Below are 12,607 nucleotides of genomic sequence, written 5' to 3'. Positions count from 1 at the left end.
GGCTGCTTCGTCGTCAGCCGAGGTTCGTCAGGGCGAGCCGCGTGTGTAAGACGGCGAAGCGGCCGCCGTACCTGTTGTCCGCCTCCCGGTCCGGGTTGTAGGTGACCTCGGGCCAGCCGAACTGCCCCTCCTGCGGCTGGTAGTCGCGGGTGAGGTCGATGGTTACGGGTTGCCGGATCCGCTGGTAGAGCTCGCTTGCCTGCTGCACCTCCCAGGTGCAGCGACTGAGATCATCACTGCATGAGTTGACTCCGGTCGGGAGGATGGCCCGGTCCGCCCGCACGAAGTCCACGTAGAGGTCGAGTTCCACCGAGTCGTACCGCAACGGGCTCGGCAACCTGATGAATCTGTCTATCTTCAACTCCTCGCCTGCCTTGTAGCCGGAGCCGGGGCTGATGAGCCAACCCGCCTCGACCGGTTCCATCCCAGCAACGTTCGTGGTAGCCGAGGGCTCGAGACCCTGCTGGACATCCTGCGTGAGTTGCTCCTGGGAGCGCGGCTTCCCGGCGAGGGACGCGAGTCGCGCGGAGACGTCGTACGTGGCGGCCAGCACGATGACGCCCTGTCCCTTGACGGTGAAGTCGACGGAGAACGGGACAGTCACACCGCCCTGGTCGGCATCCTTCGTCGGCGTGCCGAAGGCCGGCGTGGCGACGATCGACGCCTCCTGCTTGCTGGGAAGGTAGAGCTGTGAGTAGGTGAAGTTGGCGACCGCCAGGACGCCGGTGACGAGCGCGCCCACGGCCACCTTGCGGGGGAGCGGGATCCGAGTGTCCAGGCGCGCGACGGCCACGGCGATGACCGCGGCCGACGCCACGATGAACGCCATCCACACCGCCAGCGCCGGGGTCGGATCACCCACGGCAAACTGGGCGACCAGGATCATCAGGTTCGCCACCAGGACGGTGATCGAGGCCAGGCAGACCAACAGGAGCCCCCGCTGCCGCCGGACCGTCGCCTGGTGCGGGCGCGGGTTCCGGCGCGCGGTCAGCAGATAGCCAGCGGCGACCGCGCCGGCCAGTGCGACAGCGCTCACCAGCACCAGGCTCGCCCGGTGAGCTTTCCGGAGAAAGTCAACGCGTTCGCCAGTCCCGGTGCGCCGAGGGCCGCCGTCTCGACCGTGGCCAGGATCAGGTAGATCGCCGCGAACCCGAGAAAGAGCTGCTCCGGTCGGTTCCGTGCATAGCTCATGGTGCCTCCCCACGCCCGACGGGAGCATCGGGCGGCAGCGCCTACCCACCTTCGGGGCGGCGACACGTTCAGCCCCGCGAGCGGGCCTGACGAATCGCGTCCACCACCGCTGCCCAGCGGCTCGGCGTCATCTCGTCCGGTGACCGCAGCACGTCCCCGTCGTGCACCACCACTCCCGCCTCGCGCAGCCGCCGCAGGTTCGGCCGGTAGGCGGGATGCGCCGCCAGCGCGGCGTTGACCCGGGGAAACACGTGGATCGGCGGTCCCGCGCCGAGCATCTCGTTGAGGATGCCCAGGGCCAGCGTGTCGCTCGCCCCGGCCGCCCACTTGTTCAGCGTGTTGAAGGTGGCCGGCACGACGGCGACGGCGTCGGCCGGCGGGTGTGGCTCGGGGTCGCCGGGGCGGCGCCAGTCGGCGCGTACCGGATGGCCGGTTTGCGCGGCGAGTTCGTCGCGGTGGAGCCAGGTCGCGGCGATCGGGGTGGCGATCAGGCAGACCCGCCAGCCGTCGGCGGCGAGCAGTTCGGCGAGTTCGCCGATCCGCTGGGCCGGGGGAGCGGCGCAGACGATGAGGTAGAGCACCGGTGCTTCACTCATGCCGGCAGTCTTACCCCGGGCGTGTTAAGAAGGGGCCCCGCCTCTACCGGATGCGTTAAGAAGGGGCCCTTCCTTGCACGTGGTCGAGAGTGTGCTGCGCGACGTGCGCGAGGGCGCGCACCGCGGCGTCGTGGTCGACTCGCCGCCGGGTGCCGGCAAGTCGACCCTCGTCGTGCGCGCGGCGATCGAACTCGCCGTCACCGGTGACCCGCTGATGATCGTGGCGCAGACCAACGAGCAGGTCGACGACCTCATCGACCGGCTCGGCCGCAAGGCGCCCGAGCTGCGCGTCGGCCGGCTCTCCGCGGCCGACTACCGGCCCACCGAGCGGGTCACCGCCCATCCGGCGGTCCGGGTCGCGGCGAAGGTCGCCGACCTGGGTGGGCCGGCGGTGACCATCGCCACGGCGGCCAAGTGGGCCACGGTCACCGAGGGCACCTGGCCGTGGGCGATCGTGGACGAGGCGTACCAGATGCGGGCGGACGCGCTGCTGCGCGTGGCCGGGCGGTTCGAGCGGGCCCTGTTCGTCGGCGACCCGGGGCAGCTCGACCCGTTCTCCACCGTCGAGACCGCCCGGTGGACCGGCCTGACCTGGGATCCGATGCAGTCGGCGGTGGCCACGCTGCTGCGGCACAACCCGGAGCTGCCGGTGCACCGGTTGCCGGTGTCGTGGCGGCTGCCCGCCTCGGCCGCGCCGGTGGTGTCCGCCGCGTTCTACCCGTTCACCGGGTTCCGCGCCGGCACCGGGCCGGCCGACCGGGCGTTGACGTTCACCGAGCCGGGGCCGGGCGACGCCTACGACGCCTCGGTCGAGCTGGCCGCCGCCACCGGCTGGGCGTTGCATGAACTGCCGGCGCGGCACACCGTGCGTACCGACGCCGAGGCGGCTGCGGCGTGCGCGGAGCTGGCGCTGCGGGTGCTGCGGCGCGGCGCGGTCGCGGTCAGCGAGTCCGCGCCCGGCGGCGCGCCGGTGAGCGCGGACCGGATCGCCGTCGGCGCCGCGCACCGCGACCAGGTCGCGGCCATCCGGTCCCGGTTGGGCGCGGCCGGTGCGGGCATCACGGTGGACACCGCCAACCGGCTCCAGGGCCGGGAGTACGACGTGACGATCGTGCTGCACCCGCTCTCCGGCCGGCGCGACGCGACCGCGTTCCACCTGGAGTCGGGGCGCCTGTGCGTGCTGGCGTCGCGGCACCGGCACGCCTGCGTGGTGGTGGCCCGGGCCGGCATCGGGGAGCTGCTGGACGCGTACCCGTCGACCGAGCGGGTGCACCTGGACGTGCCGGTGAAGTTCCCGGACGGCTGGGAGGCCAACCAGACCGTGCTCACCCACCTGGACGCGCACCGGGCCTGACCGGTCGACGTGGCCGGTCCGAGCGGATCTTCCGGCGGCCGCGGGTGGTGGGCAGGATGGCCGGGTGCATCCTCACGACCCGTACCAGCCGGACCCGTACCAGCCGCACTATCCGCCGCAGTACCCGCCGCCGGGGTACGCGCCGGCGCCGGAGCCGGACGGGATCAACTGGACGACCGTCCTCTGGGTCGCGGTGCCGGCGATCCTGGTGATCCTGTGCTGCGCCGGGTGCGTCGTGTCGGGGATGGCGGGCGCGTTCATGGACGGCTTCCAGGAGGGGTACTCGTCGGCGTCGCTGGCGGCGGTGCGTTAGACAGGGATCATGACCTTGAGCGTGCTGCCCTGGCTGGGCGGGGGTGTCGTGGCGGTGGCCGCCGGCTTCGTCGCCGCGCTGCTGCCCCGGCGCCGCGCCCGCGCCGAGGACCGGCGGGTGGCCTGGTCGTCGGCGCGGGCGGCGATCCACGACGCCGGCGTCAGCCGGGACGCCGCCCGGACGCCGGTGCCCGAGGCGGAACGGCTGCTGGCCCGGGCCGAGCTGCTGGCGGCCGCACGCGGCGGCGCGGACGCGGCCCGCGAGGCCGCCGACCACGCCCGCCGCGCCGACGAGCTGTGGCGGGACGGCCGGTGACCGTACGGCGGGAGGTGCTGCGCTGGTCGCTGCTGGTGGTCGCGGTGGCCGTGCTGGCGGTGTTCCTGGTGGCGCAGCGGCAGAGCGTGACGGTCAGCTACGGGCGCTCGCCGTCGTCGGCCACGCTGCCCGCTGAGGGTTCCGCCGGTGAGCTGAGCGACGCCACGGTCCCGTCGGTCGAGGAGATGACCGCGTTGGTCGCGGTCGACCCGGTGGTCCGGCTGCCCGGGGCGGTCGCGCGCTGGGACGAGGCCCGGGTCCGGGCCGCCATCGGCGGTGACGGCACCCGGATCCTGGTCGCGCCGCCCGGCCTGGACGAGGCGGAACGCAAGCGGGTGAAGGACGTGCAGAACGCCACCGTCCGGATCGTCGGCACCGAGGTCAGCGGCGGCCCCTACCTGGCCACCCCGGACGACCTGCCGGGCTGGCGGGCGCAGTTCGCCACCGGCGACGTGACCGGGCAGGTGCTCGCGCTGCTCGCCGGGCTGCGCGAACAACCCGCCCCGGCGGACCGCGACGACCTGCGATGGCGGGAACCGACCGCCGCCGAGCTGGCCCCGGTCACCGCCGCGCTGCGCGCCACCGGCCGGTACGTCGGGCCCGGCGCCACGCTGCCCCGGCTGCCGGAGAACGACGCGCGGGACGCGTTCCCGGGCGGGGCCTGGTTCGTGGTGCTGCCGGCCCAGCCGTACGGGACGTCGCTGCCGGCGTACGGGCCGGCGCTGCACCGGCTCGCCCCGCAGCGGCCGGTGGTGGTGATGTACGGCGGCTGGATCGAGTACCACGGTCCCGGCGCTGCGGACTTCGCCGAGGTGGCCGGCGTCAGTTTCTACGCGCAGTACGGCGGCCGGCTCAGTCGCTACGACTATCCGCAGCTCAACGTGCTCGGCGCGTACCTGGCCCGGGTGACCGACGTGCGCTACGCGGGGCTGTTCGACCGGCCGCTGCCGTACCGGCCGTTCGACCCGCTGCGGGTGGCGCTGCCGGCGCTGCCCTGGCTCTTCGCCGGCTGCGTGGCCGGGTTCGTGGTGCTGTCGATCCGGACCGTGCGCGGCGCGGGCCGGAGCCGGCCGGGCGACGTCGGGCCGGGTGGCACGCCGGCCCGGCTGGCCGGGCTCTCCGCGCTGGCCGTGGAGCTGTCAGTGCTCACCGACGCCCGGACCGACCCGGCGCTGGTGCGGGGCGTCGGCCGGCTGCGCGCGGCCCGGTACGCGCTCGACGACGGCCTGCCCGACCGGCACGTACGTGGGCTGCTGGCCGACGCGGCGGTCGAGCTGGACCAGGTGGCCCGGGACGTGCGGATGCCCGGCTACCGGCCGGACGTCTACCTGCGGGGGAGGCTCTCGTGACCGCCGTCGCGCGCCGGATGCTCGGCCGGCTGGTCGGCACGGCGTTCGGCCGGGCGGTGCTGGCCTGCCTGGCGCTGGCCGGGTGGGCGCTGTGGTCCGGCGGCCTGTTCGACGGCCCGGTGGCCCGGCACGTGCGGGCGTCGTCGGTCTACGCGGCGCCCGGCGTCGACCTGGACCGGGCCGCGGCCGAGCGGGTCGTCGGCAACCGCCGGCTGGTGGTGCTGCTGATGTCGCCGGGAGCGGACCTGCGCGAGGCGTGCGCCGACACCGAACGGGCCACCGGGGGCACGCTGGTGCTGGCGATGAGCCGCGACGGCGACGACTGGGACACCTACGGCTGCTCCCGGGTCGGTGGCGACAGCCCGCGCGACATCGGCCGGTCGATGGTCACCGAAACCGTGATCAGCCAGGGCGCGGACGCGTTCGTGGACCGGCCGATCGAGGCGCTGAAGGTGATCGTGCTCAACTACGACCGGCTGGTCCGCACCGGCCTGCTGCCCGACGGCGCGCGGACGATCAGCCCGTCGCTGCCCCGCTACCTGCTGGCCGGCGGCGCGGTCGTCGGCGTGGTGGCCGGCGCGGCGGCGCTCTGGCTGGGCGGTCGGCGGGCCGGCCGGCTGGCCGACGCCCGCCGGGCCGGGCGGGACGCGCGCGCCGACGAGCGGGCCGCACTGGGTGCCGCCACGGCGGTGCTGGCCCAGCAGATCATCGACCTGGACCGGACCGGCGGGCCGGGCTACCTGCGGTTGGCCGGGGACTACGTGGGGCTGCTCGACGAGGTGTCCGACCCGGACTCCGGGGACTCGGTGGGCCGGCTGCGCGACCGGGTCGAGGAGCTGAGCCGGCGGGCGTCGGACCTGGCGGCCGACGCGGCGGCCGGCGGGACGGCCGGGAGGAACCGGGCACGGACGCGGGGACGGGGCCGGCGGTGACCCGCCGGCCCCGTCACCGGTGCGTCGTCAGCGACCGGCGCCGACCACGGTGGCGGCCGGCCAGCTGCCGCTGAAGACCTGGGCGGGCGTCGCGCTGCGGGCCGCGAAGCCGAACAGCGAGTCGACCCGGGCGGCCTCGGTGGAGCTGGGGTACGGGTTGGTGCAGCTGGTGCCGGCGCTGCCGCCGGACATCAGGATGGCGCAGTTGCCGTTGTAGTTGTCCGGCAGGCCGAGGATGTGGCCGATCTCGTGCGTCATGATGCGCAGCGGCGAGTACTGCTGGGCCTGGTAGTAGTCGATGACCACGCGGCCGTTGCCGAGGCTGGTGCGCTGGGCGTACGACCCGCCGCCGTAGGTGTAGTAGATCATCAGGTTCGACCCGCACTGGGCCATGTTGATGTTGTTGGTGCGGTTGTTCCAGATGGACGCCGCCTGCACCGCGTAGCTGGCGAACGGGCCGGCCTGGCTGGTGTTGTAGCAGACGTTGCGGACGGCGGCGGAGGCCGGTGCCGGGTTGACGGCGACCGCGCCCAGCGCCGCGAGCGTCGCGGCCGCGAGGGTGGCGAGGATCCGGGACAGCTTCGGCGTACGCATGGTTCACACTCCTTGGGGTGGGGGGTGAGCGGAACGCCGTCAGCCTATATATAGGCATTCATCGATATCAAGGTCTGGGCTGAACTGATCGGGGTCGATCGTCCGTACCCCTGGTCGTGCGGACGATCGAGCTGGTGACCTGTGCCCGCGAGCCCCGCGACCGGCTCGGCCCGGTCGCCGTACGCGAGGCGGTGCACCGCTGGCTGCGGCTGGTCGCGGCCGACGCGGAGCTGGCCCCGTACCTGCTCGGGGTGGACCGCCGGCGGCTCGCCGCAGTGCTCGCGGACCGGCTGGGCGCGGCGCTCGGAGTGGTGCGGCGGGGTCCCCGCCCCACGCTCGGGGTGGAGGCGGGGGCCCTGCTCGACAACCGGTCGCTGACCGAGGAGCAGCGGTGGCGGGTCCTCGACTATCTGGCCGCCGCGCTCTGGGTGCTCGACCTGCCGGTCCGTGCGATCGTCGACGCGCAGCGAGCGGTCGCCGGTCTGCTCCGGGCCTGACCGGGTTCAGGTCGCGGCGTGCGGGTCCGCCGCGTTGAGGGTCGCCACCACCTGCGCGTAGTCGCCGCGCGCCTCGGCGTGCCGGAGGAACTTCACCCGCTCGACCTGGATCTCGGTGGCGTCCGGCTGCGCCTCCAGCAACGCCACCACCTCGGTCACGAACTCGTCCAGCGGCATGGCGAACTCGCTGGTCTCCTGCCCCGGCAGCAGCCCGGTCCGCACGGCCGGCGGGACCAGCTCCAGCACCCGTACGCCGGTGTCGGCCAACTGCAACCGGATCGACTCGCTGAGCATGTGGATCGCCGCCTTGGAGGCGTTGTAGCTCGGCGTCACCCGCAACGGCACGAACGCCAGGCCGGAGGAGACGGTGACGATGGTCGCGTTCCCGCGCCGCGTCAGGTGCTCGACGAACGCGCCGATCAGCCGGATCGGGCCGAGCACGTTGGTGGTCACCACCTCCTCGGCCGAGGCGAGGAACGTCTCGGGCGAGCGCCAGTCCTCGATCCGCATGACGCCGGCCATCGCGACCAGGACGTTGAGGTCGGGGTGCCGGGCCAGCACCTGTTCGGCCGCCGTCGCGATGCTCGCCGGGTCGGTGGTGTCGATCGCGACGGTGTCCAGGCCGGGGTGTTCCGCCGCGATCTCCCCGAGCAGTTCGGTACGCCGGCCGCCGACGATCACCGTGTTGCCCCGGTCCTTCAGGGCGAGCGCCAGCGCCAGGCCGATCCCGCTGGTGGCACCGGGGATGAAGATCGTGTTTCCGGAGATGTCCATGCCGCCAGCATGGTGCGGCCGGACCCGGGCGGTGAAGAGATCGCCGATCGGGGGATCGGGGATCCCTGGTTCGCGTCCGGCGGCGGCCGGATACTCGGATCATGGACCGCGCAGCCCTGGCCGACTTCCTCCGCCGACGCCGCGAGACCCTGCGCCCCGGCGACGTCGGGCTGCCCGAGGGCGCCCGGCGTCGCGCCCCCGGCCTGCGGCGGGAGGAGGTCGCCGCGCTCGCCGCGATGTCCACCGACTACTACACCCGGCTGGAGCAGCGGCGCGGGCCGCAGCCGAGCCCGCAGATGCTGGCCGCGCTGGCCCGGGCGCTGCGGCTGACCGGGGACGAGCGCGACTACCTGTTCCGGGTGGCCGGACACAGCCCGCCGGAGCGGACGGCCACCCCGACCCACGTCGCGCCGGCGCTGCTGCGGGTGCTGGACCGGCTGGCCGACACCCCCGCCCTGGTCCTGTCCGACCTGGGCGAGACGCTCGTGCAGAACCGGCTGGCCGCGGCGCTGCTCGGCGACCGGACCGGCCACACCGGCCTGGCCCGCAGCGGGATCTACCGGTGGTTCACCGATCCGGCCGAGCGGGAGCGCTACCCGGAGGACGACCGGGAGCGGCAGAGTCGCGCCCAGGTCGCGAACCTGCGCGCCGCGTACGGGTCGATGGGCGCCCGGTCGCGCGCCGGCGAGCTGGTCCGGGCGTTGCGGGCGGTGAGCCCGGAGTTCGCCGAGCTGTGGGAGCGGCACGAGGTGGCCCAGCGCTTCGCCGACCACAAGACGCTCGTCCACCCGGAACTCGGCCCGATCGAACTGGACTGCCAGGTGCTCTTCACCGAGGACCAGTCGCAGGCGCTGCTGGTGTTCACCGCGCCGCCGCGCAGCGAGGCCGCCGAGAAGCTGCGGCTGCTCGGCGTGCTCGGGCACGAGAGGTTCCCGTCCTCCGCCCCGTGAACCCGGCACAGGAACGGTCGTTCACGCCGCCGGGAATCCCCGGCTTTCCTGTCAACCTCCCGTCACGCAGCGTGTTTTCCTGATCCCTTCCGGTCGATAGCGTCGGGGCACTGCCGTCGACGAAGGGCCGACGATGAACGACAACGGACACCCGCTCGACCGTCGGCGACTCCTCGCCGGCGCGGCGGCGGCCTCGGCGGTCACCCTGACCGGCCTGGCCGTCGCCTCCACCACCGGCGCCGCGGCGGCGGCGCCGGCCCGTCCCGGATCGCCGCTGATCACCCGGGACCGGATCGCCACCGCCGCGCTGCGCGCACCCGACGGGTCCGCGCCCGCGGTCGCCGTCCAGGCCGACTTCCACGCCCGGCTCACCGCCTGGCTCGCGTTCTGGTCGGCGAACTCGCCCCGCGCCTGGAGCGCGCCCGTGCACGTGGTCGCCCGGATCGAACCGGCCGGCGACGCGCTGGTCCTGCACGCGATCCGCCACCGGCGCGACGACGAGCTGCACGCCGGCTTCGCCGCCGCCCGGCGGGACGCCGCCCACCTGGCCACGCTGGCCAGCCTGCACCACCACTTCCCGAGCGTGCGGGTCCGGCCGGACGGCACGGTCCGCGTCGGCGACGGGGCGGCCGGGTTCACCGGCGCGTCCGAGCAGGTCGCCTTCGCGGTCGCCGCCTGCCGGGAGCTGTGGGGCGACGCGGCGGCCACCGCCGCCCGCTGGCCGGAGCACGCCGGGCGGGTGCTCGCCCGCGTCGGGCAGCCCGCCGACCCCGCCTCGCACGTCGGCTGGGCGGCCTTCACCCGGACCAGCCTGCGTCGCGGGCTGGGCACCGAATCGTACGAGTGACCGGAGGTAGCACATGGCCCGCAACGAGTTCCGCTTCGTGGTCGACGGCGTCGACCTGACACCCGACCAGCAGACTCTGATCGCCGGCGAGATCCAGAAGGCCGGCCTGGCCGCGCTGGGCACCGCCAACGCCAAGCTGACCAACCCGCTGACCCTCGGCCACGGCAACATCAAGCTGCGCCCCGAGTGGTACGGGCTCTGGGTGCTCGACGGCCCGTTCGCGCAGGACCTCGGCCAGAAGATCAACGACATCGGATTCTGGATCCAGCGGTGACCGACGCCGCCCGACCGGCCGGTCCGCCGGAGCGGATGTGCCCGAGCACCCCGGCGTCCAACGCCACGGTGTTCCTCGGCATGATCACTCCGGCGGGCCGGGTGGCCTACGTGACTCCGGCCGTGCCGGCCGAGGTGGCGCTCGCCGGGGCCGGCGACTCGGACGAGCCGATCGAGAGCCGGGTCCGGCTCGCCGGCCCCTGCGTCACCTCGTCCTGCGGCTTCTGGACCGGCTCGCACTGCGGGCTGGGCGCCCGGATGGCCGCCTCGTACGCCGAGACCGCGCCGCCCGCCGAGGAGACGCTGCCGAAGTGCGCGATCCGGCGTACCTGCCGCTGGTTCGCCGAGCAGGGACCGGCGGCGTGCCCGGCCTGCTCCCACGTGGTCACCGACGCCCGCTGAGCCGCCTCACCACTCCTCGGGCGCGTCCTCGCCCTCAAGCAGCCGGGCCAGACCGACCCCGCCGGTGCCGAGCCGCTTGACCTGGTCGTTGAAGAGCAGATGGACGTTGCCGGCCACGTCGATCGCCAGGCTGCCGTGTCCGTCGTACTCCTCGCCGACCGGATAGAGCTGGCCGGCCGTGGCCGCGTCGAAGCTGTCGAACCACGCCTTCTGGCCAAGGCAGAGGGTCGGGTCGAGGCGTACGCCGACCCGCGCGTAGTCGCGCCCGGGGCCGCTTACCCGCACGGTCAGGCCACCGAATTCGGTCAGGAACGCCCGGGCGGCATCGTGCGCCGAGAACCCCTCCGGGGCGAGCGCGGACACCCACGCGGTGACGTCGACCCGCCGCCGCGGCGACCAGCCCGCCGCCTTGAGTTCCCGGGCCGCCCGGGCCGGCAGGTCCCACTCGTCGCCGTGCCTCACAGCGCCTCCCTGAGGTCGAACTCGTTCCGCAACGACTTGCAACTGTTGCAGCAGGGGTTGTGCGCGCCGTGCCCGGGGTTGCCGGGGGCGCGGATACGCGCCGCGCCGATGGCGCCGCCGCGTGGGTCGACACCGCGGTCGAGCAGCTTCGACAACGACTGCGGCAGCGCGCAGTTGCCGTGCCACGGCGCGCGGAGGTTCTGGGGGACGCTGTCGAGGGCCCGGGCCACTTCGCGGTGGTGAGGATAGATCTTGTCCGGACCGTCACTCACCGACACCGCGGTGTGCCGGCCGTCGGCCGTCGTGACCGCCTCCGCGGTGCCGTTCGTCCGCCCGGCGCGCTGCTGCGCATCGGCCTCCTGTCGGGCCCGGTAGGAGGCCTGCCGGGCCGGGGAGGCGTGGCGCGTGGGCGGGGCGTCGGGACTGCCGCGCCGACGGCGCTTGACCTTCTTGACGTCGCGGACCCACTCCCGGGCGAACTTCGCGGCGAGCTTGCCGGTGCGATTTCTAACCATCGATCAACCGCCAGACCGCCTCCTGCATGAGGTTGCCGACGATGGTGCGGGCCAGCGCCTGAAAGACCGGGATCTCGAGCAGCGACGCGCCGAAGGTCGGGCCGGCGGTAGCGACGGCCTGCGCGATCTCGATCGCCAGGACGGCAAGCTGCACGATGACCGCGATCTTCAGGGCCAGCACGATGGCCGCGCAGACGATCAGCCCGGCACCCCCGACCACCGCGCCGGTGGCGTTGCTGGCCAGGCTCGCGGCCGGGCTCTCCGCCCCGTCCCACCAGGTCTGGAAGGCCTCGATGTCGCCGCCCTCGTTGCCGGTCAGCGCGTTGGTGGCGGCGCTTACCGCCGAGTCGACGAACGCGTTCACCTCGTCGCTGAACTCGACCCACGCCCGACCCAGCTCGAACAGCTTCTGCTCGTCCGAGGCCGGCCAGTCGTAGCCGAGAATGTCGAGCAGGCTGCGCAGCTCGCCGGGAATCTGGAGACCCATGCCATCAACCCCTGAGCCGACGGGCAAGGGCGTGGAACAACTCGCTGGTGTCGGCCTCGTTCGCCTCGTGCGAGCGCGCCATGGCGGTGAGGTCGTCGCCCGCGAGACCGACCTCGTCGGCGGCCTCGGCCAGTGCCTCGAAGACGAAGCCGGAGGCCTCCTCGTAGGCCATGGCGAGCAGCGAGCCCGTCTCGTCGTCGCCGAAGATTCCGCCGATGCCGGCCAGCCGGACCTGAAAGGCGGCCAGGCGCCGGGAGAAGTCGTCGGCGGCCGACCGCATGGAGGCGCCCGCGGCGGCCAGCCCGTCCGGATCGATCTGCATGACCGGCCTACCCGCCCCGGCGGCTCAGCCGCTCCTGCGCGTAGGCGAGTCCGTCGAGGAAGGACGTGAACTGCCGGGCGGCGTCCTGCTGGATGGTTGTCAACTGCTCGCTCAGCCCCGCGAGGTCGACCGGCCCGGCGGTCGTGGTGACGGTCCGCTGGAGGTCGGCCATCGCGTCGTTGACCGCGGCCATGATGTGCGCGATCAGCGTCGTGAGATCGAGCCGGAGCAGGCGTGGATCGACCTCCATCGCGGTCACCCGGCCCGGCGGCGCGGTGCGCACCCGGACCAGGCCATCGGCCGCCTCGCCGGCCCCCTCCGGCAGCGGCGCGCCAGATCCTCCGTCGACGGACTGGTGAGCGGCCAGCGCACGCAGGGTTTCGGTGAGCATCTCGTCCATTCCAGACGGCTCGACTGGCACCTGACCCACGCTC

The 12,607-nt window shown here is 74.0% G+C and carries 20 protein-coding genes; 10 read left to right on the top strand and 10 right to left on the bottom strand.

The window, feature by feature from the left end:
* Positions 1-13: 13 nt before the first annotated feature.
* The 3 genes from GA0070622_RS27790 to GA0070622_RS27785 form a co-directional block, all read right to left on the bottom strand.
* Positions 14-1,042: a hypothetical protein gene (locus GA0070622_RS27790; RefSeq protein WP_091581277.1), complete on the bottom strand. Its 1,029-nt coding sequence runs from the start codon at positions 1,040-1,042 to the stop codon at positions 14-16.
* Positions 1,033-1,191, bottom strand: a complete 159-nt coding sequence (locus tag GA0070622_RS32750) for a hypothetical protein (RefSeq protein WP_176710582.1) — start codon at positions 1,189-1,191, stop codon at positions 1,033-1,035. Before GA0070622_RS32750 ends, GA0070622_RS27790 begins: the two co-directional genes overlap by 10 nt.
* Before the next feature lie 68 nt (positions 1,192-1,259).
* Complete coding sequence (locus GA0070622_RS27785) at positions 1,260-1,787, bottom strand: flavoprotein (protein ID WP_091581273.1); 528 nt, start codon at positions 1,785-1,787, stop codon at positions 1,260-1,262.
* Between the two features lie 73 nt (positions 1,788-1,860).
* Here GA0070622_RS27785 and GA0070622_RS27780 point away from each other — a divergent pair, with 73 nt between their 5' ends.
* From GA0070622_RS27780 to GA0070622_RS27760, 5 genes are all read left to right on the top strand, one after another.
* Complete coding sequence (locus GA0070622_RS27780) at positions 1,861-3,141, top strand: AAA family ATPase (protein WP_091581269.1); 1,281 nt, start codon at positions 1,861-1,863, stop codon at positions 3,139-3,141.
* A gap of 64 nt (positions 3,142-3,205) precedes the next feature.
* Positions 3,206-3,454 carry a hypothetical protein gene (locus GA0070622_RS27775; protein WP_091581267.1) on the top strand — a complete coding sequence of 83 codons (249 nt, stop codon included), beginning with the start codon at positions 3,206-3,208 and terminating at the stop codon, positions 3,452-3,454.
* Positions 3,455-3,463: 9 nt separating this feature from the next.
* Positions 3,464-3,769, top strand: a complete 306-nt coding sequence (locus GA0070622_RS27770) for a DUF6403 family protein (RefSeq protein ID WP_091581264.1) — start codon at positions 3,464-3,466, stop codon at positions 3,767-3,769.
* Entirely contained in the window at positions 3,766-5,118 is a 1,353-nt protein-coding gene (locus tag GA0070622_RS27765) for a hypothetical protein (protein WP_091584118.1), read from the top strand. The genes GA0070622_RS27770 and GA0070622_RS27765 overlap by 4 nt, the downstream gene beginning before the upstream one ends.
* Entirely contained in the window at positions 5,115-6,050 is a 936-nt protein-coding gene (locus tag GA0070622_RS27760) for a hypothetical protein (protein WP_245666861.1), read from the top strand. Before GA0070622_RS27765 ends, GA0070622_RS27760 begins: the two co-directional genes overlap by 4 nt.
* A 27-nt stretch (positions 6,051-6,077) precedes the next feature.
* Here GA0070622_RS27760 and GA0070622_RS27755 read toward each other — a convergent pair whose 3' ends face one another.
* Positions 6,078-6,644: a snapalysin family zinc-dependent metalloprotease gene (locus GA0070622_RS27755; RefSeq protein WP_091581260.1), complete on the bottom strand. Its 567-nt coding sequence runs from the start codon at positions 6,642-6,644 to the stop codon at positions 6,078-6,080.
* Positions 6,645-6,778: 134 nt separating this feature from the next.
* Between GA0070622_RS27755 and GA0070622_RS27750 the strand changes: the two genes are divergently transcribed.
* On the top strand, positions 6,779-7,141 hold the full coding sequence (locus GA0070622_RS27750; RefSeq protein ID WP_245666859.1) for a globin family protein: 363 nt from the start codon (positions 6,779-6,781) through the stop codon (positions 7,139-7,141).
* A 6-nt stretch (positions 7,142-7,147) separates the two neighbouring features.
* On the opposite strand, the gene GA0070622_RS27745 is transcribed toward GA0070622_RS27750, so the two are convergent.
* Positions 7,148-7,915 (bottom strand): SDR family oxidoreductase, encoded by a 768-nt coding sequence (locus GA0070622_RS27745; RefSeq protein ID WP_091581256.1) that lies wholly within the window; start codon positions 7,913-7,915, stop codon positions 7,148-7,150.
* Between the two features lie 101 nt (positions 7,916-8,016).
* Here GA0070622_RS27745 and GA0070622_RS27740 point away from each other — a divergent pair, with 101 nt between their 5' ends.
* From GA0070622_RS27740 to GA0070622_RS27725, 4 genes are all read left to right on the top strand, one after another.
* Positions 8,017-8,865 (top strand): helix-turn-helix transcriptional regulator, encoded by an 849-nt coding sequence (locus tag GA0070622_RS27740; RefSeq protein WP_091581251.1) that lies wholly within the window; start codon positions 8,017-8,019, stop codon positions 8,863-8,865.
* Positions 8,866-8,998: 133 nt separating this feature from the next.
* The gene (locus GA0070622_RS27735; RefSeq protein ID WP_091581247.1) at positions 8,999-9,712 is read left to right on the top strand and encodes a hypothetical protein; all 714 of its coding nucleotides are present in this window, start codon (positions 8,999-9,001) and stop codon (positions 9,710-9,712) included.
* 13 nt (positions 9,713-9,725) lie between these two features.
* On the top strand, positions 9,726-9,986 hold the full coding sequence (locus tag GA0070622_RS27730) for a hypothetical protein (RefSeq protein WP_091581243.1): 261 nt from the start codon (positions 9,726-9,728) through the stop codon (positions 9,984-9,986).
* Positions 9,983-10,387: a hypothetical protein gene (locus tag GA0070622_RS27725; RefSeq protein WP_091581239.1), complete on the top strand. Its 405-nt coding sequence runs from the start codon at positions 9,983-9,985 to the stop codon at positions 10,385-10,387. The genes GA0070622_RS27730 and GA0070622_RS27725 overlap by 4 nt, the downstream gene beginning before the upstream one ends.
* A gap of 6 nt (positions 10,388-10,393) precedes the next feature.
* On the opposite strand, the gene GA0070622_RS27720 is transcribed toward GA0070622_RS27725, so the two are convergent.
* From GA0070622_RS27720 to GA0070622_RS27705, 5 genes are read right to left on the bottom strand one after another with little or no spacing between them, the layout of a single operon-like run.
* Positions 10,394-10,849: an SUKH-3 domain-containing protein gene (locus GA0070622_RS27720; protein WP_176558717.1), complete on the bottom strand. Its 456-nt coding sequence runs from the start codon at positions 10,847-10,849 to the stop codon at positions 10,394-10,396.
* Entirely contained in the window at positions 10,846-11,364 is a 519-nt protein-coding gene (locus tag GA0070622_RS32745) for a hypothetical protein (protein WP_176558716.1), read from the bottom strand. Before GA0070622_RS32745 ends, GA0070622_RS27720 begins: the two co-directional genes overlap by 4 nt.
* Entirely contained in the window at positions 11,357-11,851 is a 495-nt protein-coding gene (locus GA0070622_RS27715) for a WXG100-like domain-containing protein (protein WP_091581232.1), read from the bottom strand. Before GA0070622_RS27715 ends, GA0070622_RS32745 begins: the two co-directional genes overlap by 8 nt.
* Before the next feature lie 4 nt (positions 11,852-11,855).
* Positions 11,856-12,173, bottom strand: coding sequence for a hypothetical protein (locus tag GA0070622_RS27710; protein ID WP_091581229.1), 318 nt, complete (start codon positions 12,171-12,173; stop codon positions 11,856-11,858).
* A 7-nt stretch (positions 12,174-12,180) separates the two neighbouring features.
* Positions 12,181-12,564 carry a YbaB/EbfC family nucleoid-associated protein gene (locus GA0070622_RS27705; protein ID WP_245666857.1) on the bottom strand — a complete coding sequence of 128 codons (384 nt, stop codon included), beginning with the start codon at positions 12,562-12,564 and terminating at the stop codon, positions 12,181-12,183.
* Positions 12,565-12,607 lie beyond the last annotated feature (43 nt).

This window comes from Micromonospora sediminicola (assembly GCF_900089585.1).
Taxonomy (GTDB): Bacteria; Actinomycetota; Actinomycetes; order Mycobacteriales; family Micromonosporaceae; genus Micromonospora; species Micromonospora sediminicola.
Note: the sequence above shows the minus strand (reverse complement) of the source record. Positions and strands in the feature narration are given on the sequence as shown.

Bases quoted from the DNA above. Each gene is read 5' to 3' on its own strand.
- GA0070622_RS27715 (WP_091581232.1), bottom strand. From the start codon at position 11,851: ATGGGTCTCCAGATTCCCGGCGAGCTGCGCAGCCTGCTCGACATTCTC.
- GA0070622_RS27705 (WP_245666857.1), bottom strand. From the start codon at position 12,564: ATGCTCACCGAAACCCTGCGTGCGCTGGCCGCTCACCAGTCCGTCGAC.
- GA0070622_RS27735 (WP_091581247.1), top strand. From the start codon at position 8,999: ATGAACGACAACGGACACCCGCTCGACCGTCGGCGACTCCTCGCCGGC.
- GA0070622_RS27755 (WP_091581260.1), bottom strand. From the start codon at position 6,644: ATGCGTACGCCGAAGCTGTCCCGGATCCTCGCCACCCTCGCGGCCGCG.
- GA0070622_RS27770 (WP_091581264.1), top strand. From the start codon at position 3,464: ATGACCTTGAGCGTGCTGCCCTGGCTGGGCGGGGGTGTCGTGGCGGTG.
- GA0070622_RS32750 (WP_176710582.1), bottom strand. From the start codon at position 1,191: ATGAGCTATGCACGGAACCGACCGGAGCAGCTCTTTCTCGGGTTCGCG.
- GA0070622_RS27745 (WP_091581256.1), bottom strand. From the start codon at position 7,915: ATGGACATCTCCGGAAACACGATCTTCATCCCCGGTGCCACCAGCGGG.
- GA0070622_RS27740 (WP_091581251.1), top strand. From the start codon at position 8,017: ATGGACCGCGCAGCCCTGGCCGACTTCCTCCGCCGACGCCGCGAGACC.
- GA0070622_RS27785 (WP_091581273.1), bottom strand. From the start codon at position 1,787: ATGAGTGAAGCACCGGTGCTCTACCTCATCGTCTGCGCCGCTCCCCCG.
- GA0070622_RS27730 (WP_091581243.1), top strand. From the start codon at position 9,726: ATGGCCCGCAACGAGTTCCGCTTCGTGGTCGACGGCGTCGACCTGACA.
- GA0070622_RS27710 (WP_091581229.1), bottom strand. From the start codon at position 12,173: ATGCAGATCGATCCGGACGGGCTGGCCGCCGCGGGCGCCTCCATGCGG.
- GA0070622_RS32745 (WP_176558716.1), bottom strand. From the start codon at position 11,364: ATGGTTAGAAATCGCACCGGCAAGCTCGCCGCGAAGTTCGCCCGGGAG.